Annotated in this window: 15 protein-coding genes; 6 read left to right on the top strand and 9 right to left on the bottom strand. The window is 32.8% G+C overall.

Going from position 1 to position 19,524, the window contains the following annotated elements; all coding sequences use genetic code 11:
* Window positions 1–31 precede the first annotated feature (31 nt).
* From IRZ83_RS07510 to IRZ83_RS07495, 4 genes are all read right to left on the bottom strand, one after another.
* Window positions 32–811 (bottom strand): TatD family hydrolase, encoded by a 780-nt coding sequence (locus IRZ83_RS07510; RefSeq protein ID WP_194567868.1) that lies wholly within the window; start codon window positions 809–811, stop codon window positions 32–34.
* 285 nt (window positions 812–1,096) lie between these two features.
* On the bottom strand, window positions 1,097–2,755 hold the full coding sequence (locus IRZ83_RS07505; RefSeq protein ID WP_194567866.1) for a S41 family peptidase: 1,659 nt from the start codon (window positions 2,753–2,755) through the stop codon (window positions 1,097–1,099).
* Between the two features lie 195 nt (window positions 2,756–2,950).
* Window positions 2,951–3,676: a tetratricopeptide repeat protein gene (locus tag IRZ83_RS07500; RefSeq protein ID WP_194567864.1), complete on the bottom strand. Its 726-nt coding sequence runs from the start codon at window positions 3,674–3,676 to the stop codon at window positions 2,951–2,953.
* Window positions 3,677–3,678: 2 nt separating this feature from the next.
* On the bottom strand, window positions 3,679–4,263 hold the full coding sequence (locus IRZ83_RS07495; protein WP_194567862.1) for an RNA polymerase sigma factor: 585 nt from the start codon (window positions 4,261–4,263) through the stop codon (window positions 3,679–3,681).
* A 127-nt stretch (window positions 4,264–4,390) separates the two neighbouring features.
* On the opposite strand from IRZ83_RS07495, the gene IRZ83_RS07490 reads away from it, so the two are divergent.
* The 5 genes from IRZ83_RS07490 to IRZ83_RS07470 all read left to right on the top strand — a co-directional run bounded on the left by IRZ83_RS07490 (window position 4,391) and on the right by IRZ83_RS07470 (window position 11,062).
* Window positions 4,391–4,690, top strand: a complete 300-nt coding sequence (locus IRZ83_RS07490; RefSeq protein WP_029271594.1) for a hypothetical protein — start codon at window positions 4,391–4,393, stop codon at window positions 4,688–4,690.
* Window positions 4,691–4,910: 220 nt separating this feature from the next.
* Window positions 4,911–5,897: a hypothetical protein gene (locus IRZ83_RS07485; protein WP_029271593.1), complete on the top strand. Its 987-nt coding sequence runs from the start codon at window positions 4,911–4,913 to the stop codon at window positions 5,895–5,897.
* 111 nt (window positions 5,898–6,008) lie between these two features.
* Entirely contained in the window at window positions 6,009–7,961 is a 1,953-nt protein-coding gene (locus IRZ83_RS07480) for a PKD domain-containing protein (RefSeq protein WP_194567860.1), read from the top strand.
* Window positions 7,962–8,018: 57 nt separating this feature from the next.
* Entirely contained in the window at window positions 8,019–10,670 is a 2,652-nt protein-coding gene (locus tag IRZ83_RS07475) for a CHAT domain-containing protein (RefSeq protein ID WP_194567858.1), read from the top strand.
* Complete coding sequence (locus IRZ83_RS07470) at window positions 10,622–11,062, top strand: retropepsin-like aspartic protease (RefSeq protein ID WP_029271590.1); 441 nt, start codon at window positions 10,622–10,624, stop codon at window positions 11,060–11,062. Before IRZ83_RS07475 ends, IRZ83_RS07470 begins: the two co-directional genes overlap by 49 nt.
* 85 nt (window positions 11,063–11,147) lie before the next feature.
* Here the strand turns inward: IRZ83_RS07470 and IRZ83_RS07465 are convergent, their stop codons facing one another.
* From IRZ83_RS07465 to IRZ83_RS07445, 5 genes are all read right to left on the bottom strand, one after another.
* On the bottom strand, window positions 11,148–14,318 hold the full coding sequence (locus IRZ83_RS07465; RefSeq protein ID WP_194567856.1) for an efflux RND transporter permease subunit: 3,171 nt from the start codon (window positions 14,316–14,318) through the stop codon (window positions 11,148–11,150).
* Window positions 14,319–14,408: 90 nt separating this feature from the next.
* Window positions 14,409–15,476, bottom strand: coding sequence for an efflux RND transporter periplasmic adaptor subunit (locus IRZ83_RS07460; protein WP_029271588.1), 1,068 nt, complete (start codon window positions 15,474–15,476; stop codon window positions 14,409–14,411).
* Between the two features lie 9 nt (window positions 15,477–15,485).
* The gene (locus tag IRZ83_RS07455; protein ID WP_194567855.1) at window positions 15,486–16,820 is read right to left on the bottom strand and encodes a TolC family protein; all 1,335 of its coding nucleotides are present in this window, start codon (window positions 16,818–16,820) and stop codon (window positions 15,486–15,488) included.
* 10 nt (window positions 16,821–16,830) lie between these two features.
* Window positions 16,831–17,430, bottom strand: coding sequence for a TetR/AcrR family transcriptional regulator (locus IRZ83_RS07450; protein ID WP_194567853.1), 600 nt, complete (start codon window positions 17,428–17,430; stop codon window positions 16,831–16,833).
* A gap of 106 nt (window positions 17,431–17,536) precedes the next feature.
* On the bottom strand, window positions 17,537–18,058 hold the full coding sequence (locus IRZ83_RS07445) for a YceI family protein (protein WP_194567851.1): 522 nt from the start codon (window positions 18,056–18,058) through the stop codon (window positions 17,537–17,539).
* 478 nt (window positions 18,059–18,536) lie between these two features.
* Between IRZ83_RS07445 and IRZ83_RS07440 the strand changes: the two genes are divergently transcribed.
* The gene (locus IRZ83_RS07440; RefSeq protein WP_029271584.1) at window positions 18,537–19,511 is read left to right on the top strand and encodes a polyprenyl synthetase family protein; all 975 of its coding nucleotides are present in this window, start codon (window positions 18,537–18,539) and stop codon (window positions 19,509–19,511) included.
* Window positions 19,512–19,524 lie beyond the last annotated feature (13 nt).

Genomic DNA, 19,524 nt, shown 5'->3' with positions numbered 1-19,524 from the left:
AAAAAAAAATTAAAGTATTGTAAGGTGCATATTAAATACCAAAAACGTCTTTAGAATTTTGTGTTGTTGTCGCTGCAATCTCTTCTTCAGATACATCATAAATAGCGGCCAGCTTCGAAATTACATTCACTAAATAACTGCTTTCATTTCGTTTTCCTCTATAAGGAATTGGCGCTAGATAAGGCGAATCTGTTTCTAACACAATATGTTTTAAATCGATTTGATTTAAAAACTGATCAATTTTTCCGTTCTTGAATGTTACCACGCCTCCAATTCCTAATTTCATATTATAGGAAATTGCCTGTTGTGCTTGTAATAAAGTTCCGGAAAAACAATGAAATATCCCAAATAAATCTTCAGATTTTTCTTCTTCTAAGATTTCGAAGATTTCATCAAAAGCTTCACGACAATGAATTACAATAGGAAGTTTGTATCTTTTTGCCAGCTGAATTTGTCTTCTAAAAGCGATTTGCTGTTCTTTTAAATGTGTTTTATCCCAATACAAATCGATCCCAATTTCGCCTACAGCATAGAATTTTCGTTTTGATAATTCGGTTTCAACATGCTGAAGCTCTTCTTCGTAATTCTCTTTCACGTAAGTGGGATGCAAACCCATCATTAAAAAGACATTATCCGGATAATTCTGTTCTAAATCGTACATAGACTGTGTTGCAGCGGCATCGATAGCAGGAATAAAAAAACGGGTTACTCCGGCATCTATAGCTCTTTGAATCATTTCGTCACGATCTTGATCGAACTCTTCAGAATATAAATGAGTATGTGTATCGGTAATAATTGGTGTTGAATTCAATTGTATAATTTTTTTAAAGTTGTCAAAATTACGACAATATTAAAAGAATAGCAATTGTGGTTAAATGGAACACAGATTTTACGGATTCACATTGTGAAAGTGCTGATAAAACAGATTTTTTGAATAATATGTCAGACTGAGCGATCCCGATCCCAATCTCAAAGCGCCGGGACGGGAAAGAACGAGACTGGACGACAGAAGTCCTGCAAAGAAAAGCCCCCAACTTTTCGAATTGCTTGTAACTTTCACCTGTCCCATCGGGATCACTCAGAATAACAAAATGCTTTATTTTCCGCTTTCTATAAAAACCAAAGCTCGATCTAAAACTTCATCTCTTCCTTCTTGAATTCCTTTAATGGTTTGTTTTACTTCAATATCCGGAATGATCCCAATTCTTTGGGTTTCTCTTTTGTCTGGGTAAAAAACTCCAATTCCTGAGAATAAAGTATGAAATCCTGCAAAATCAAATTCAGAAACATTTCCGTCAGCCCCAGCGGTTTGACTTCCAACAATGGTAGTATGCCCAGAAGTTTGAAAGCACATTGCTGTCCATTCTGCCTGACTTTGAGATTTCTCGTCTAGTAAAACGATAACTTTTCCTTTGTAATAATCCTTATTATCAAAACCAATTGAGGTGTCGCCGCTCCACTTAAATCTTCCTGGGTAACTTAAATCCGGACGTGTATATATGGCAAATTTCTTTTCTTGAGGATTTATAAAATTTGCTATGGGCTCGAAAGTTCCGTTTGGATAATTTCTCATATCAAAAACGATTGCTTTGGTATCTTTTAGCGCTTCAATCATATCTGGAATGTTTTTAATTTTGATAATTCCCATATCAACATACCCTATATTATTTTCTAAAAGCTTAAATTTTTCCTTCTTTTTCTTTGCTCCTTTTTTAAATTCATTTCTATGAGAATCATGATAATCAGACCACGTCATTGTTTTTGTAATATACTGGCCATTTTTTAAGAACTCTACATTTACAATATCTGAATTGCTTAACAAGATTTTATCAACCAGCTTCTCTAAGTATTTAGGTTCATTAGAAGCACAAATCAAATCTCTGTTTTCTGAAATAATATCTTTTATTGTTTTGTCATTTATTTTAGTAATTACATCGCCAATTTTTATATCATAGGCTTGAGCCAAACTATCGCCCAAAATTTCTGTAACAACCAGTTTCTCGTCAATGATCTTTCCGTCAGCAGGAAAATATCTCTTTGGTTTATGAGTTGCCGAAGAAGGATACGTATAAAATTCTGTGTGGCTGTCATCAATTTTAGACACTAATTTTCTCATTGCTAGATAAAAATCATCTTGATTTTCAGCTTGAATGGCAAGAGGTATAATTTTTTCTAAAGTTGTATCCCATTTCTGATCCATTAAATATTTATCAGGAAAAAAATATTCGACTAAATTCCAGTACATAAATACCATTCGAAGTTTTGAATTCTTATCTGTAAAATCTGGATGTGCATTGCTTTCATTTTTTAGATAAACATTTCCAACATTTTCTACACCAGAAATATAAAAATGCTCACCTTGAAATCTATTTTGTTCAATAAACTTCAATTTTTTTGAAAGTTTTTTAGAAAACGCTTTATTATTAAACCAGCTTAAATCGAAGTTTTTATCAAAATACTCCACATCTTTTGGTGCTATTATTGGTGCGATTTCTTTTACCGTTCCCAGATTATCAATCCAGTTTTCGAGTAATAACGAAAACTCTTCTTTGGTTTGTGCTTTTTCTACTTTTGGTAAAATCTCCAAAAGCTGATTGTCCCAATTAAAGTCGCCTTTAGCCACATTTGGATGATAATATTTTAAAAATCCCCACACTTTGCAGGTTGCAGCAAGTTTTTCAGTTTCGGTGATTTTGGTGGCACTAAAAATGGTTTGAGTAAATACAATAAGAAAAAATAAAGTAATTTTTTTCATTCAGTTAAAGCCGTTTTGGTTGATTTTTTGGTTAATTTTTTTTGGTTGATTTTTTATAAAAAATAAATCGAATTTAGATTTTTAATTCTAATTTCTATTACGCCTTTACGTAAAGGGTAAAAAAAATCCGCAAAGCATTTTACCTCTTTGCGAATCTCTGTGAAATTCTTTGTGTATTTTGTGAAATCAAAACCTCTAATCCAATTCATCTAAAAGAAGCTGTACCTCATCATAATTTTCATAATCCTCAGATATGGTCTGTAGAACTGCTTTACAGGCTTTATAATCTTTTTGTTTTAATTTAGACAATGCAAGACTCCATTTTGCTTTTTCTTTATAAACTGAAGTTCCTGATATTACTTTATTAAATTCTGTTTCGGCTTTTTGATATTGACTTTCTTCTAATAAAGAAACGCCATAATAATATTGAATTTCTGGTGTTTTGTTTTGTTTTAGAATTGTTTCAAAAAGTGGAATTGCATCGTTGTATTTTCCTTTATTAAAAGCTGTTTCTGCAGCTTTTAAAGTTTGATTGGCAGTACTTCGTTCTGTAAACGAAGCTTGTTCTGGATGATTATAATCTGCAAAAGTTGGATTTTGATTGTAATTAAAAAAGAACAACCCGAATAAAACCGCTACAGATGCCGCTGCTGCAAGATACCAAGATTTTAATCCTATAACTTTGGGTTTGCTTACATTGAAATGCTTGTCTGAAATTTGAGTCAGATTTGCTTTGAACGCTTCTCTTTCTTCTTCGTATTTAAATTTATTTTCTAATTGAAGCTGAACAGATTTAAACGTTTTAAATGCTGAAGCAAATTCTGGATCTTCAGATATTTGTCTTTCAAAATCATTTTTTTCATCAACATTCAGTTCGCCTTTAAGATATTGATCAAATAATATGTAGCGCTCTTCATTCATGACTAATTATTTTTTAGAGAATTAAAATTTTTGGCTTCCTGAATCCACTGGGTTAATTGGCCTACACATAACGATTTCTTTTTACGAACGTAACCATACGTAACATTAAGTTTTTCGGCAACTTCTTCCATCGATTTAATACTGAAGCTAAGTTTTAATAATTCTTGGCATTTTTCGCCAAGCTTAGCAAACATGGTATCAAAAAGCTGTTGTTTTTCGTCAAATTCTTCGGTTTGTCCAATCAATTCGAGTGCAGATTCATTCATAGATACTGCGTCTTCGTTAATTGTTACCCCTTTATTTGATGTTTTTTTAAATTCATTCAGCCATTTTCTTTTGCATAACAAGAAAAAATACGCATCAAAAGGGCAAGTCAATTTTAAGGTATTGGCTTTAGCCTGATTAAAAAGTAAAATCATAACCTCCTGCACAACATCCTGCGCATGCTCTTTATCGCCGGAATTGTTCATAACAAACATTACGACTTTAGGAACGAACTTTTTATAAATAGACTGAATGATTGCCGAATCGTTTGCAGCAAGTCCTTCAATATACATTTGGTCAGGATGAATCTTAGTTTGGCCCATAAAAAACTTTTTGTAGCTAATTTAGAAAACAATTGTAAATAAATTTCACATAATAAGGTAACAATTAACAAATCAAGTTGATATAAGAATACAAAAGTCTTTTAAAACAGTTAAAAAATTAAGAGAAATGGAAACCTATCAATTTATAAACGAAAAAAATCTGGATCAATTTCACGAAATGATTTCTGCTAAAAAGCGAAACGGTTTTGTAATTGTCGAGCATAACGAAAAACTGCCTTATGTAGTTTTATCTAAAGAAAAAAAAGCCATCAACCATTCTTTGCATCTCTTCCTTACTTGCCTTACTGTAGGCGTTTGGTCAATTGTATGGCTGTATTTAATTGTTACGCTTTCGCGGAAGAAAAACATTCTGGTCGCTGTAGATGAAGACGGAAATCTGTTTGAAGACAAATGTCTTTCAGTGTAAATTAAAAAAAATAAAAAACAGGGGTAACAAATTTATAAGACTGTTGATATAACAATAAAACAAGAGTTGAAATTCATTATTTAAAGTTTGGAATTTATTTTTAAAAACAAGGGTAACAATATCAAACCCAAATTGATATAAGAATATAAAAACTATAATTAATAACCAGAATCTGAAAACCGCTTGAAAAATTCAAGTCAGATTTATAAAATTAGAAATCATGAACACAAATTTTAAAACTATCAGTCTATTATTTTTAGTACTAATCTCTTTTGTAAGCTGCGACAACAGCGATGGCGACGATATTGTTCTTTCGCCTCCAACTGCAGCTGCATTTAAGGGAATTACCGAAAAAGGAATCAAAAAAAATACGCAAAATTTCACGCTTACGGCCGGAGCCGGAATGGTAACATTAACTTCTGCAAAAGGTGTAAAACTAAACATCAACGGAAACTGTTTGACTAAAAACGGAAATCCGGTAACTGGAACTGTAGATATCGAGTACATCGAACTTTTTGACAAAGGAAACATGTTAATAACTAACAAACCAACAATGGGAGTTACAGCAGACGGAAAGAAAAACTTGCTGATTTCTGGCGGAGAATTCTTCATCAAAGCAACTCAAGGCGGTGTTGAACTTCAAAATTCTTGTACTATGAGCTTAATCATTCCGACTGCCTTAACAGATGGTCTTGACAACACTATGACTTTATGGAATGGGACAATTGATGAAGCTGGAGAATTGGCTTGGAGAGAAAACAAACCAAATGCTGATGGAACAGGCGGCGGAAAAGGCGGTGTTCAAGGTGAAGGAACAAACTATTATGTAACTTTTGGAAACTTTGGATGGACAAACGTAGATCGTTTTTACAGCGATCCTAGACCAAAAACTACTATTTTGGCTGATGCTCCTGATGGTTACGACAATAACAACAGTGCGGTTTATTTATCATACGACGGCGAAGGAACAAATGCGCTTGCCAAATTAGATACGTATACAGCTGCAGGATTATTCAGCGAACATTACGGTCAAATTCCGATTGGTTTAAAATGTCATGTGATTTTTGCTACAGAAGATAATGGTCAATGGCGCTATGCAATCAAAGCGGTAACCGTTGCTGCAAACGATGTTTACACTTTTACTTTAGCCGAAACAACAGTCGGTACAGAAGCTCAACTGGTGGCTGCAATCAATGCTATTCAGTAACTTACAAAATACTTTTTAAGAAAAAGTGGTGATTTGCTCATCACTTTTTTTTACATTTAATCCTGTTTTAAAATTGATTCTTAAGATTTTAGAACCCAAAACTATCTCGTTATGAAACCACAACTGTCTATTTTCTTTATCCTTTTCTCTATTTTTTCAATAGGACAAACCAAAGTAAAAGACACCATAACCCGAAGAGCTAATATTGTTTTTATTCAAAACGGCAATGCGGTTTCTTATAAACCCGAAACCCCGCCTTTAATTCCGATTGCGGGTGCACCAAAACCAAGCTATTCGTATTTATGGGAACTCGGCGACGGACATTACAGTAAAGAAGCAACGCCAAAGCACGTTTATAAAAATAAAGGCACCTACACTACAAGACTTGCCGTAACGAACAATTACGACAACGGAAAACCGCCGGCAACACGACCAAAAAAAGTAGCTGTTAATGATATTACAGATACTGATTATAAAGACATTGGTTCAATTGCAGATCAAAACGGATTTGCGATTATCAAAAACTGCGACCCAATTCCGGAACAAGAAATGGTAGTCGTGGTAAGTTATCAAAATCTGGAAAATTATATTGCAAGCGGCAAGCTTTATCTTTTCTATAATGAAAAACAATTTAAAAGCAATAATTTCGAATTGATCGATTTTAGAACGTATGCAAACGAGCGCGAGGTAAAGGAAAACAGTATTGCTTCTGCAGATGATCTTGAGGATTCTAAAAATTATCTGGCTTCCGCCGAAAATCCAATGCAGTTTAAAAAATACCGAAACACAACTTCTGAAGAAGATTTGGATGCTTCACTTTTGGACGCCAACAAAACCTATCATAATGTTTCGATTTTAGAATTTGATGATCAGAATCCGAGTGAAACGCGCAATGTTTTTTATACTTTTAAAACCACTCCAGAAATGATCAAAGACACCAGCGCAACGGTTACGATGCGCGGGATTTTTGTTCCGAATCGGAGTTATAAAAACCATAAAATAAAAAACCTGGAAATGGAAATTGTAACTTCTCACGATCCTAATAAAATGGGTTCGAACGGAAGTTTTATGAATTATAGATTAGTCCGTTTTAAAAGAGTGAATTTTAAAACCCGTTTTCAAAATAACGGCGAAGGGCCGGCTAGAATGATTCGGCTAGAAACGGATGTTCCGGATATGTTCGACAAAAAAACTTTTCAGATTGAAGACATGTATCCAAAATGTCCGATTTGCCCAAAAGGCGAAGAACCGACCGTAAGTTGCCTGGATACGATTATTAAGCAAAAACAGATTTTCTTTACTTTCAAAAATATTTATTTGCCGGGAAGCGAACAAAAAAACGTACACGAAAAAGACAGCACAAAAGGTTTTGTAAAATATTCAATGAAGTTTGCAGAAGATTTTCATAAAGTAAAAACCAAAAGCAGAACTGCTATTATTTTCGATAAAAACGAGCCAATAATTACCAATTACGCCACTACTCGATTCCTGCCCGGAATTTCGATTGGCGCAAAAGCAGGTTATAATTTCTATCCAGATTTAGAAAAATCTACGAGCTATTTTGTTGGCGCGACCATTTCGCCATTTAAATCGTATCGCTTTTATTGGCAAGCAGAATGGGTTAACGCTTTGAATAAATATGAAAGTGCTGCAAACATTGTGAATGAAATCGTGACCAACCCAAACGGACAAAAACAATTACAGCGCACTACAACTATAACAGAAAACAAAAATGTAAACTGGGAAATTCCGGTTTTAATTCGCTATAACATTAATAATTACATTGGAGTTGGTGCAGGAATTCAAGCTAATTTTGATGTTTCATCAGAACAAAATCTAACTAGAAAAATTGAAACTTTTGAAGGCGGAACAGATCAGTTTTTAATGGATACGAGGACAGAATCAAGTTCAGTGAAAAACTCGTTTATCAATTTAAAAACAGGTCTTTTATTTGATTTAACGGCCGGTTTTGCTAGAATTGGACCGAGTTTGGGCGCGCGCTACGTAATTAATTTCGAACAGAATTTTAATTATGTTCAGTTTTATGGGATATGGAAGTTTTAAGCTTATTTCACAAAGATACACAGAGGTTTTGCACAGAGATGCACAAAGTTTTAATCTATGAAAAAACAATATTGCTATATTTTTTATTTCTCAACACTCTTTCTATTCTCACAGAATCAGGAAGATAAAATATACAATGCAATTGATGTTTTTGTGGCTCATCCTTCCGCGAAAGCGTTACAAAATTTAACGAATACAGAAGTTGCTTTTTGGAAAAATTCAAAACCAAAAACTAATGATGAATTGCTGGCGATTGTAGTTTTAAATTGCAATAAAGCGTATTATGAAAATCAATTTGGGCAAACTCAAAAAGCAATTTCAAGTTATGAAAAAGCGTGGCAGATTTATCAAAAAAAGAAACTTTCTAATTACGATATTATTGAATATTGCTTAAAACCTTTAGGGAATTTATATACCGTTTTAGGCGATTATGATAGTGCCGAAAATACCATTAAACAATACTTTTTTATTGTAAATACTGCTAAAAATTATCCTGATGCACAAAAACAAAAGTTTGCTGGGATTTTGAATTTATCGAACGTTTACCAGAATTCTGGAAAGATTGCTTTGGCAATTGAATTGTTAGAAAACACTTTAAAAACAGAGAATTTATCCAATTCTCAGAAAGGCATTTTATTGAATAATTTGGGAAATAGCTATTGGGTGAATTCAAAACAATTTGTGTTTATTAAAAATTCTCCTGATAATGCCGAAAAAGCATTTTTATCTTCCATAAAATATCTTAAAAACGAAAAAGATCAGCTAGAAACATTATCCAATTCTTATCGAAATTTAGCTTCGATGAACCGACAATGGCAACGATTTGAAATTGCCAAATCTTATATGGAAAAAGCAGAAAAGCTGTTTCTGGAAATGCCAAAACCTCAGCCTCGAAAATTAGCAAAACTGTATTATGAAAAAGCTTTGTTGCTCTTTGATGAACAAAAAGCGGAAGAAAGCCAAAAGCAGATTACTTCTGTTTTTAAAATTTTAATTCCGAATTACAATTCAAAAAACATACTTCCAAATCAAAATCAATTGTATGCTGAAACGGTTTTGATTGATGCGCTGGATTTGCAGGCAGAAATTTTTCAAATTAAACAGCCAAAAAAAGCACTTCAGGCTTTCGAACTTTCATTTTATATTGAAGATTTATTGATGAATTCTTTGGTTTATGAAAATTCAAAAATCATTTCTCAATTGCGGTCTCGAAATCGAACAGAAAAATGCATTACTATTTACGATCAATTGTACCAAAAAGAAAATAAAATTGAATATTTAGAAAATGCCTTTCAGTTATCTGAAAAAACAAAATCAGGCATTCTAAAAAGTTATCGTTCGAATATTAAAAATGCTTCCGCAGAAGAAAAACAGCTTTTACAGCAACTTCAAAACTTAAATAATGCAATTTCAAAAGAACAGCAAAAAGGAGATTCGGCAGATATTTCTAAAATAAATCAGATTATAAAAAAGCAAAATGAATTGATGCTTTCGCTGAAGAAAATTCAATCTGAAAACGTTAATTTTTCTGAACAGTTTGATTTAAAAGCTTTATTTTCAAAATTAGAAAAAGACAAAGCCGCGATGGTTTATTATTTTATGGGTTCTGAAATTTTATATTATTTCACTTTACAAAATAAGCGAATTACTTTAAACCATATTTATATTACTGATACTGCAATTCCTAAAATTGCACAATTTATAGATTATTTTAATTCTGCTGATGCCATTACAAACGATATTTCGGGTTATAATAAATACGGAAAAGTTCTTTATGACATGCTGAAATTACCTTCAAATGTAATCTACAAAAACCTCATCATTGTTCCAGACGGAATTTTAAATTTTCTTCCTTTTGAAGCTTTAATTACAAAAGAATCAAACACAACGAATTTTGCTAAAATGCATTATTTATTAAATGATTTTAAGATTGGGTACAATACTTCGGCCAGCATTTATCTAAATTCTAAACCGGTTTCTAATTCGGATAAAACAGTACTAGGCGTTTTTCCAGTTTTCGAAAAAACGGCTTATGAATTGAGTTATTCCAAGAAAGAATTAGAATTTATCAGAAGTAATTTTAAAGGAAAATATTTAGAAAACGCTGAGGCTTCATTTGCCAATTTCAAAAAGTATGCAAACCAATATTCGATTTTACATTTAAGTACACACGCATCCTCTGGAGATATTGAAACTCCAGCAAGCATTAAGTTTTACGATCAGGAGATATTGTATTCTGAATTATATAATTTGAATATTACTCCAGATTTGGTTGTTTTAAGTGCGTGCGAAACCGGAATTGGCAAACTCTATAAAGCGGAAGGCGCAATGAGTGTTGCGAGAGGTTTTCAGTTTGCAGGTGCACAAAATTTAATGTTTTCTTTATGGAAAGTAAACGATTATACCACTTCTGTTTTTATGTCTGATTTCTATAAAAACATAAAAAACGATGTTCCGTATTTTGAAGCGAACACCAATGCTAAGATTGCTTTTTTGAATGACAAAACTATTTCAAATGCAAAAAAATCTCCCTATTACTGGAGCTCATTTGTGTATTACGGGTCAATTTCAAGCGAAGAGAATTCAACAAATTATATCTTTTACATCATTAGTTTATTGGCTTTAATTGGTTTATTTTTGATATTCAATCAGTATCGAAAATGGAAAATCTTCACCAAGTTCTCAAAAAAGAGAAATACAAAAAAATAAAATTCAAAGTTACCAAAACGCAACATCTTTCGATAAAAGCCAAAATTAACGGCGTTTCTGGAAATTTTATTTTAGATACGGGCGCATCAAATACCTGCGTTGGATTTGAAAGCATTGAACGTTTTGAATTGAATGCAAAAAAATCGAAAACAAAAGCCTCTGGAGCAGGAGGAACAGGAATGAAGACACAAATTTCAGCTAGCAATCATTTACAGCTCGGAAGCTGGAAAAGCAAAGATTTCAGTATCGTTATTTTTGATCTTTCTCATGTTAATGAAGCTTTAGAATCTTTTAAAACCAAACCCGTCCACGGTATTATTGGTGCTGATGTTTTGCTGGAAGGAAAAGCAATTATTGATTATTATAATCATTATTTGTATCTTAAATTATAAATTCCAATTCTGTAATTAATAGAAATATAAAAATCCCAAACTCCTTTCGGAATTTGGGATTTTTCAATCTAAAATTAAATCAAAATTAATGCGTATGTTTCGGATTAAAACCGTCTTCGCTTAATTCAGTATGCTCATAATCGGCAACCATTTCAGCTTCGTAATCGATTTTTTCTCCTTTAGATAATCTGCGAATAATACCTTCCATTATTTGGTAAATTACAGGAACTACAATCAAGGTTAAGAATAACGAAGAAATTAATCCTCCGATAATTACCCAAGCCAAACCATTTTTCCATTCAGCTCCTGCTCCAGATGCTAATGCAATTGGGAACATACCAAATACCATCGCAATTGTAGTCATCAAAATCGGACGTAAACGAGCGTGGTTTGCTTGAATTAATGCCGTTCTGATTGATTCTCCAGCCGCTCTTCTTTGGTTTGTATAATCTACAAGCATGATCGCATTCTTACATACCAGACCAATCAACATAATAATACCTAAAATCGTAAAGATATTCAATGAGTTATTTGTCAAGGCTAATGCCAGTAAAGCTCCAATAAACGAAAGCGGAATAGCAAATAATACGACAAACGGGTGAACGAAACTGTCATACAAACTCACCATTACCAAGTAAACCAAAATAATTGCAGCAAGTAAAGCGATTCCTAAAGTACCAAATCCTTCAGATTGGTTTTCTTGATCACCACCCCAAATATAGTTTACACCAGCTGGTTTTTTAATTTTATCTAACTTAGCCTGCCATTGCGTTACAATTGTTCCTGATGGAACCCCAACGTTTTGTCCTTTTACAGTTACCGACGCCGATTTGTCTCTACGCTCTAACTGGCTAGGTCCAGAACCTTCTGTCACAGAAGCAAATTGAGATAATTTAATTTGTTGTCCTGCAGCATTGATGAAAATCAAATTACTTACATCAGTAATACTTTTTCTATCAAATGCATTGTATCTGATGTTGATGTCATATTCGTATTCTCCAGCTCTGTATTTACCGTCAGTGTTTCCGCTAAAAGCAGTTTGCATGGTTAAGCCGACAGTTTGAAGTGTCAATCCTAATGCCGCCATTTTATCACGGTCAACTTTTACGTTAATTTCAGGGTTCCCGTCTTCAACAGTTAATTTAATCTCAGTTGTTCCAGGAATAGTGCGTAATGCAGCTTCAGCTTGTTTAGCATATGCCATTGCAGCTTCAGTAGAAGGACCAGTTACGATCAATCCTAACGTAGCATCTTCTGCAGTTCCTAAGATACCTACAGGAACAGTTTTTACTTTTGCCCCAACCAATACTTTCTCCAGTTTACGTTTAATCTTTGCAGCGTAAACATTTGCATTGTCAGTACGATCTTTTTGCTCGATCATTTTTACGTCAATCTCCGCTTTATAAGCAGTTGCTTGCGATGCTCCAAAACCTTCACTGGTTTGTCCTACCGTTGTAATTTGACTGTGAACGTACTCTTGTCCTTTTAGGTATGCTTCGGCTTTTTGTGTCATGAAGTTGGTTTGTTCTAACGAAGCATCTTTTGGCATTTCGATCTGAACTAAAAACTCTCCACTATCAGATGATGCAAAAAACTCTCCTCCAATGAAACCACCTAAGCCAAAAATTGATCCAAAGAACAATATTAAAACAAGAACAATTGTTTTACCGTAATTATCTAAACACCAAGTCAATAATCCAGAAATCCAGTTAGTAAAACGTGTTAAATAATTTTCGAAACCAAGAATAACTCTTCCAAAGAAATTTTTCCCTTCAATATGCTCTAATTTACCATAACGAGATGATAACCAAGGAATAATTGTAAATGAAGCTAAAAGTGATAGTAATGTTGAAATAATTACAGTAACACAAAATTGTGTAATAATATTAGATACTAAACCAGAACTCATTGCGATTGGCAAGAACACCACGACAATTACCAAAGTAATAGAAGTTACGGTTCCGCCAATTTCTGCAGTTCCATCATATGAGGCACGGATTCGGTTTTTACCCATTTCCATATGTCGGTAAATATTCTCGAGGACCACAATCGCATCATCGACCAGAATACCTACAACAAGAGATAAACCTAATAAACTCATTAAGTTTAACGTATATCCCATTAAATAAATTCCGATGAACGTTGCAATTAACGATGCAGGAATAGAAACCATTACAATTAATGAGTTTCTAATACTGTGCAAGAAAAATAACATTACTAATGCTACCAGAACTACCGCAATTAACAAATCATGAACTACAGAGTCTGCAGCTTCAAGAGTAAAAATTGTACTGTCTTTTGCAACTTCTAATTTTAAATGGCTTTTTTCATAATCTTTTTCAAGAACAGCAATTGTCTTCAATAAGCTCTCACTCACAGCAACCGCATTGGCATCTGATTGTTTTACTATTTGTAAAACGATTGCACTTTTTTGATCTACACGAGATATTTTTTCTGCAATTTTCTGCGTATCCTGAACATCGGCAATATCACTTAAACGAACTTGAATTCCATTTTGAGATGAAACTACTAAGTTTCTCAATTCTTCAACACTTTTATATTTACCCGCTAAACGAATTAATATTTTTTGATTACGAGTCTGAATGTTTCCTGTTGGGAAATCTAAGTTCGATGTTAAAATATTTTGTTGTACCTGCGGAACAGATAATCCGTAACCCTGCATTTTTAATGCATCAAGGTTTACTTGAATTTCACGTTCTTCACCACCAATAATATTTACTTGAGCAACACCTTGTACACGAGATAAAATAGGCGCAACTTTTTTATCAATCAAGTCATAAAACTGTGCTTCGTCCATTTTTCCGTTGGCACCAAGTGTCATAATCGGTAAATCACTCAGCGAGAATTTAGTTAGTGCCGGTGTTTTCACATCTTCTGGCAAATCACTGATGATGGCATTAATTTTTCGCTGTGCATCATTCAGAGAAAAATCGACTTTTGCATTTGATGTTAAGGTAATCGAAACAATAGACAAACTTTCGTACGATTTTGAGTCAATTTTCTTAACATTCTCTAAGGATGCGATCGCGTCCTCAATTTTCTTAGTTACCGTGTTTTCAACCTCACTAGGAGAAGCTCCAGGATAAATAGTAGAAATTGTAATAACGTTTTGTTCAAACTTCGGTATCAGCTCATAGCCTAATTGGCTGTAGCTGAACAATCCACCAAGTATCAGAATTGTAAACAATACAATTACTAACGACGGACGTTTTATGGATATTTCGGCTAATTTCATATATTTTGCTTTATGCTTTAGGCTATAAGCAATAGGCTTTAGGCTTTTAGATTGCTTAAAGCTTATTGCTTACGGCTTACAGCCTGTAAATTATTTAATAATCTCTACTGTATTTCCGTCTTGTAAGTTAATCTGACCTGTAACAATAACTTTTTCTCCGTCAGTTAATCCGCTGATAATTTCAACTTGATCTCCTAAAATTCTTCCAGCAGTTACTTTTCTTAATTTTGCAATACCATTTTCAGCTACGAAAATTTCATTGCTGCTTACACTTCCTACAAAAGCATTTCTAGGCACAACCATTAAGTGTTGTTTTTGCTGATTTGAAGCAAAGTTTGCAGTTCCGTACATACCTGCTTTAAGGTCGTTGTTTACATTATTTGCAATTTCAATTTCTACAGGAAAGTTTAAACTCTCATCTGCTTTTGCAGCAATAAAAGTAATTTTTCCAGAAAAAGTTTTATCAGGATAAACACTAGCAGTAACATTAATGTTGTTTCCTACTTTCAAACTAGCCACTTGATTTTCATTTACTGTAACAACTAATTTTAATTTAGAAACATTTACAATATCAAATAACGCAGTTGCCGGCATACCTGTTAAGATAGATCCTGGCTCAATGTATTTTTTATTGATGAAACCGCTAATTGGAGCTTTTACTTTAGTATCACCCACATTAATATTAGCTTGTTTTAAGCTAGACTCAGCATTTGTCAATGCTAATTTCGCCTGATCTACTTGCTGTTTTGTAACACCACCAGTTTTAAATGCATTTTCATATCTGCTGTAATCAGATTTTGCATTTTGATAAACTGCCTGAGCTTGCTGCGCACTTACATTGATTACATCGCCTCTCATTGTCAATAAAGTTTGACCAACTCTAACGTAATCTCCTTCTTTAGCTAAAACGCTGATTACTTTTCCAGATTTTTCAGCAGAAAAAGTCAATTGTTGAATAGGCTGAAAGTTTCCGTTTGCCACGAAATCCAATGAAATTTCTTCTGTTTTTACAGGTGTTACTTTTACTGAAACTGCAGCATTTTTTTCTGCAACAATATCTGTTTTTTCTTTATTCTTCTTCTTATTATTATTTAAGACATATCCAATCACACCTAAAGCTGCGATTATGATTACGATAGTTATAATAGTTTTCTTCATTTTGTTTAGTTATTTAATAAGAGTTTTAAGTTCGCCTTTTGATTTGATTAGTGATATTTCGGCAATTTTATAATTTAAAACTGCTCTGGTATAATTATTTTGAGCTTCAAGTTGTGCATTTTCAGCATCTAATAAATCTGTTAATGATGCTAACCCCTGAAGGTAATTATTTTTTGTATTGCTTAAGATTTCAGTTGCAAGCTGCATGTTTTCTTTTTGATTTTGAATTGTAATAAGATTGTTTTCAATATCAGCCATTGCATTTCTGTAATCTAAATCAAGTGAAAGTTTTGTGTCTTTGATATCTTCCTGAAGCGATCTGATTTCTACATCTGCTTGTCTTACTTTAGCACGAGTACCGAATCCTGTAAAAATTGGCACATGCAGATTCAATCCAATTGCAGAGTAATCTGACCAATAGACGCCGTCTTTAGGTTTTGCGAACCATGGCATTTGAGGACCTTGACCAATATAATTGTATCCTGCAGTTAATGAAAGTGTCGGATAATATCCAGCTTCAACTGCTTTCTTATTAAATACTAAAAGCTCTTCTTGTTTTTTCAAAAGCAAGTATTCCGTTCTGTTTTCTATATTAGGTTCTTCTGTTAATGCAGCTGGGATAACTTCAAATTCTTCTTTCGGAATCTCGATTACCGTTTCAATAGGCATTCCCATATAAAACTTCAAAGCATTTTCCTGTAAAATAATTTGATTTTTAATTTGCTGACGTTCTGTGTCAATGTTTGACATTTTTACAACAATACGGTCTAAATCAATTTTTTTAGCTAAACCATTATCAAATTGTCCTTTTACGATATCACGAACTTTAGTAGTATTCACATAATTACTATCTAATAAAGTTAGTCTTTCGCGTTGAACGTATACAGAATAGTAGTTATTTGCAACTCTTTCAATTACTTGTTCTTCTGTCAATTGATCGTTTATTTGATAAAATTCACGAGTAGATTTAGCTGCTCTTAATCCGGTAAAAACAGATTGATCAAATAAAGCCTGAGTTAACGAAAGTCCAGCTCCAGAAGTCCATTTTTGGCCAAATGCTGCCTGAATTGTAGTTCCTGGCTGACCAAATCCTGCTCCATCAATAACTGTAGTTTGTATAACTGGATTATAAGTTAAACTTCCGTTTGCAGAAATTTGTGGCAACGCTCTTGAACGTATTTCCTGAATTTTGTACTCGCTGTTTTCAACCTGCAGTTTCGATTTCTTAGCGTCAGATTTGTTCTGAAGCGCATATGTAAGAGCATCTCTTAAGGTTAAAGTTGTGACTTGCGCATTGGCTGAAAGACCAATTGAACACAAAAATATAAGAATTATTCTTTTCATAGATTGATGATTAAATAGTAAATTTTTTAAGTTGTTTTTCTAATTCTATTATTCCTTTTTCGGTCGCCATAGCTCTAGTATGATATTCCAAAGCTTCCAATTCTATTTTTTGAGCTTCTCTTTCTGAAATTGTTGTTTCATTAATATGAAAAATCAGCGTATAGTAAAATTTCACATAAATGTCTATATTCAAATCTGATCGATATAAACCTTCTCGAATTCCTTTTAAAATATTATCTCTAAAATAATGGTTGCACTGATCAATTTCATGTGTCATTACATTTTGATAAATTTCCGGATAATGCTTTTTAAGCTGATAAAGAGGTGAAGTATCTGTTGCGTTTTTAAACATATCACGAAACATCTCTCTAATCTCAAAATTCTCGTGAATTGCATTGTAATTTTTCGCTACAATAGTGTCGATTACTTCATGTACTTGTTTATGAACTGTCGAAGTACTCTCTTCAATCAATACTTCTTTATTGCAAAAATATTTGTAGATCGTTTTTTTCGAAATACACATTTCTCCCGCAATATCATCCATTGTAACACTTTTAAAACCGAGTCTTAAAAACAATTCACTCGCTTTTGATATGATTTTCTCTTTCATTTTAATTTCAAATTGTATTACAAATATAATTAGGAAACTAAAATATGAAAAATAGTTTCCGTTATTTTTGTAATAATTTTACATTAATTTATTCAACAAGTAAGATTTATATGCTAAATTCTAGATTAGCAATTAGCTTAATATCTCTTCCAAGTGCTAAACCTCCATTGTGGTTAAATGAATTATAATCTAAACCAAAATCTTGGCGTTTAATATCTCCTTTAATTTCAAAAGCAACTTTTTTCTCTCCATTATAAGTATTAATACCAATAAATTCAGCATCAAGTTCAACAACTTTAGTTACATCTTTTATTGTTAAATCACCTTTAAAGAAATTGATGTTATGATTTACTTTTTGAAATGAAGTCGATTTAAAACTAATAATAGGATGTTCATCTACATCAAAAAAATCTTGCAGCTGCAAATAAGTATCAACTTGCTGAAAACTGTCATTTTTGTTATTGATGTCTAAAGAAAACTCAACCGAAGCATCTTCAATTTCATTGTCTTCAATGTTTACATAACCATCAAATTTATTTGTATTGCCACCCATATAAGCAATTATCGAGTGTCTCATTTTAATTAAAACATCCGATTGGCTAGAATTTAAGGTCCATGTTGTTTTCATAAATATTTGGTTTTGTTTAGTTTATAAATTATCTAAACTGCTTAAGGAAACTTTTTTAGTGTTTCGAGTTTCCAATTAAAAGTGCAAATATAGACAGGAAACTGTAAACACCAAAAAAGTTTCCAAGTATTTTCAAAAAAATATTTGGTTTGAAAAAAATTAGGGCAGTTATTCCAAAAATTGTTAATAAAAAATAAGTAATGTTTTATTAAAAAATATTACAAATTCACATTTTTAATAGTATCAAAATAAAAGCCGGAGCCGTATATTTCCTAAACAGTAGTGTTGGACTAGAAGTAGCTTTAAACTATCTAAATCAAAAAGCTAATAATGATATGACAAACAATGCAGTCTTTCTAGGAGTTGGATTTCAGATACATTTAGAAAAAGAATAATCATTTTGAAGTAAATTTCACAACAATCTGATAATTCATATTTGAGTTGTATCTTTGAGCCTTGGAAATCAGAATTTCATTTTATGCACAATATTAGTCAGTACCAAGATTTTTTTATTAGTTATCTAAAAAACCAAAGCATACAAAAAGAGCCAAAAAACCTTTATGAGCCTATTGAATATATTTTAGGACTTGGTGGCAAACGAATGCGTCCGGTTCTTACATTAATGGCTTCAGAGGTATTTGACGCTGATTATAAAATGGCGCTTCCGGCGGCAATGGCGGTAGAAGTTTTTCATAATTTCTCACTTGTACATGATGATATTATGGATGATGCTCCTTTGAGAAGAGGAGAGGAAACGGTGCATGAAAAATGGAATATCAATACCGGAATTCTGTCTGGAGATGCCATGCTGATCTTGGCTTATCAGTATTTTGAGCAATATGAACCAACCATTTTTAGAGATTTAGCAAAACTATTCAGCAAAACTGCACTTGAAGTTTGCGAAGGCCAGCAACTGGATGTCGATTTTGAAGAAAGAAACGACGTTACGATTCCTGAATATCTAAAAATGATCGAATATAAAACAGCTGTTTTGGTTGCTGCTGCGATGAAAATGGGTGCAATTGTAGCAAAAACTTCTGAAAAGGAAGCCGATTTAATTTATGATTTCGGATTGAATCTAGGATTAGCTTTTCAGCTTCAAGACGATTATTTAGATGCGTTTGGAGATCCTAAAACTTTTGGAAAACAAGTTGGCGGCGACATTATCGAAAATAAGAAAACCTATTTATATCTAAAAGCAATAGAATTTTCATCAGATGAAAAAGCAACAGAATTAAAACAATTATTCGGTTTGCAATTAGATGATAATTCAGAAAAAATAGAAACTGCCAAAGCCATTTTTAATGCATCTGGAGCATCAAAAGCAACACAGGAAGCTATAGAAATGTATACTTTTAAAGCTTTTGAAACTTTAGAAAAAATGGAAATTAATGCTGAAAAGAAAAATGTTTTGAGAACTTTCGGCGAAAATTTAATGGGACGTAAGGTTTAGTAATCAATTTTCA

Source organism: Flavobacterium sp. JLP, assembly GCF_015350755.1.
Taxonomy (GTDB): Bacteria; Bacteroidota; Bacteroidia; order Flavobacteriales; family Flavobacteriaceae; genus Flavobacterium.
Note: the sequence above shows the minus strand (reverse complement) of the source record. Positions and strands in the feature narration are given on the sequence as shown.

What these genes read in the sequence shown, in the direction of transcription:
- IRZ83_RS07505 (WP_194567866.1), bottom strand. Translation starts at nt 2,755, where the DNA reads ATGAAAAAAATTACTTTATTTTTTCTTATTGTATTTACTCAAACCATT.
- IRZ83_RS07500 (WP_194567864.1), bottom strand. Translation starts at nt 3,676, where the DNA reads ATGAATGAAGAGCGCTACATATTATTTGATCAATATCTTAAAGGCGAA.
- IRZ83_RS07495 (WP_194567862.1), bottom strand. Translation starts at nt 4,263, where the DNA reads ATGGGCCAAACTAAGATTCATCCTGACCAAATGTATATTGAAGGACTT.
- IRZ83_RS07490 (WP_029271594.1), top strand. Translation starts at nt 4,391, where the DNA reads ATGGAAACCTATCAATTTATAAACGAAAAAAATCTGGATCAATTTCAC.
- IRZ83_RS07485 (WP_029271593.1), top strand. Translation starts at nt 4,911, where the DNA reads ATGAACACAAATTTTAAAACTATCAGTCTATTATTTTTAGTACTAATC.
- IRZ83_RS07480 (WP_194567860.1), top strand. Translation starts at nt 6,009, where the DNA reads ATGAAACCACAACTGTCTATTTTCTTTATCCTTTTCTCTATTTTTTCA.
- IRZ83_RS07475 (WP_194567858.1), top strand. Translation starts at nt 8,019, where the DNA reads ATGAAAAAACAATATTGCTATATTTTTTATTTCTCAACACTCTTTCTA.
- IRZ83_RS07470 (WP_029271590.1), top strand. Translation starts at nt 10,622, where the DNA reads ATGGAAAATCTTCACCAAGTTCTCAAAAAAGAGAAATACAAAAAAATA.
- IRZ83_RS07465 (WP_194567856.1), bottom strand. Translation starts at nt 14,318, where the DNA reads ATGAAATTAGCCGAAATATCCATAAAACGTCCGTCGTTAGTAATTGTA.
- IRZ83_RS07460 (WP_029271588.1), bottom strand. Translation starts at nt 15,476, where the DNA reads ATGAAGAAAACTATTATAACTATCGTAATCATAATCGCAGCTTTAGGT.
- IRZ83_RS07455 (WP_194567855.1), bottom strand. Translation starts at nt 16,820, where the DNA reads ATGAAAAGAATAATTCTTATATTTTTGTGTTCAATTGGTCTTTCAGCC.
- IRZ83_RS07450 (WP_194567853.1), bottom strand. Translation starts at nt 17,430, where the DNA reads ATGAAAGAGAAAATCATATCAAAAGCGAGTGAATTGTTTTTAAGACTC.
- IRZ83_RS07445 (WP_194567851.1), bottom strand. Translation starts at nt 18,058, where the DNA reads ATGAAAACAACATGGACCTTAAATTCTAGCCAATCGGATGTTTTAATT.
- IRZ83_RS07440 (WP_029271584.1), top strand. Translation starts at nt 18,537, where the DNA reads ATGCACAATATTAGTCAGTACCAAGATTTTTTTATTAGTTATCTAAAA.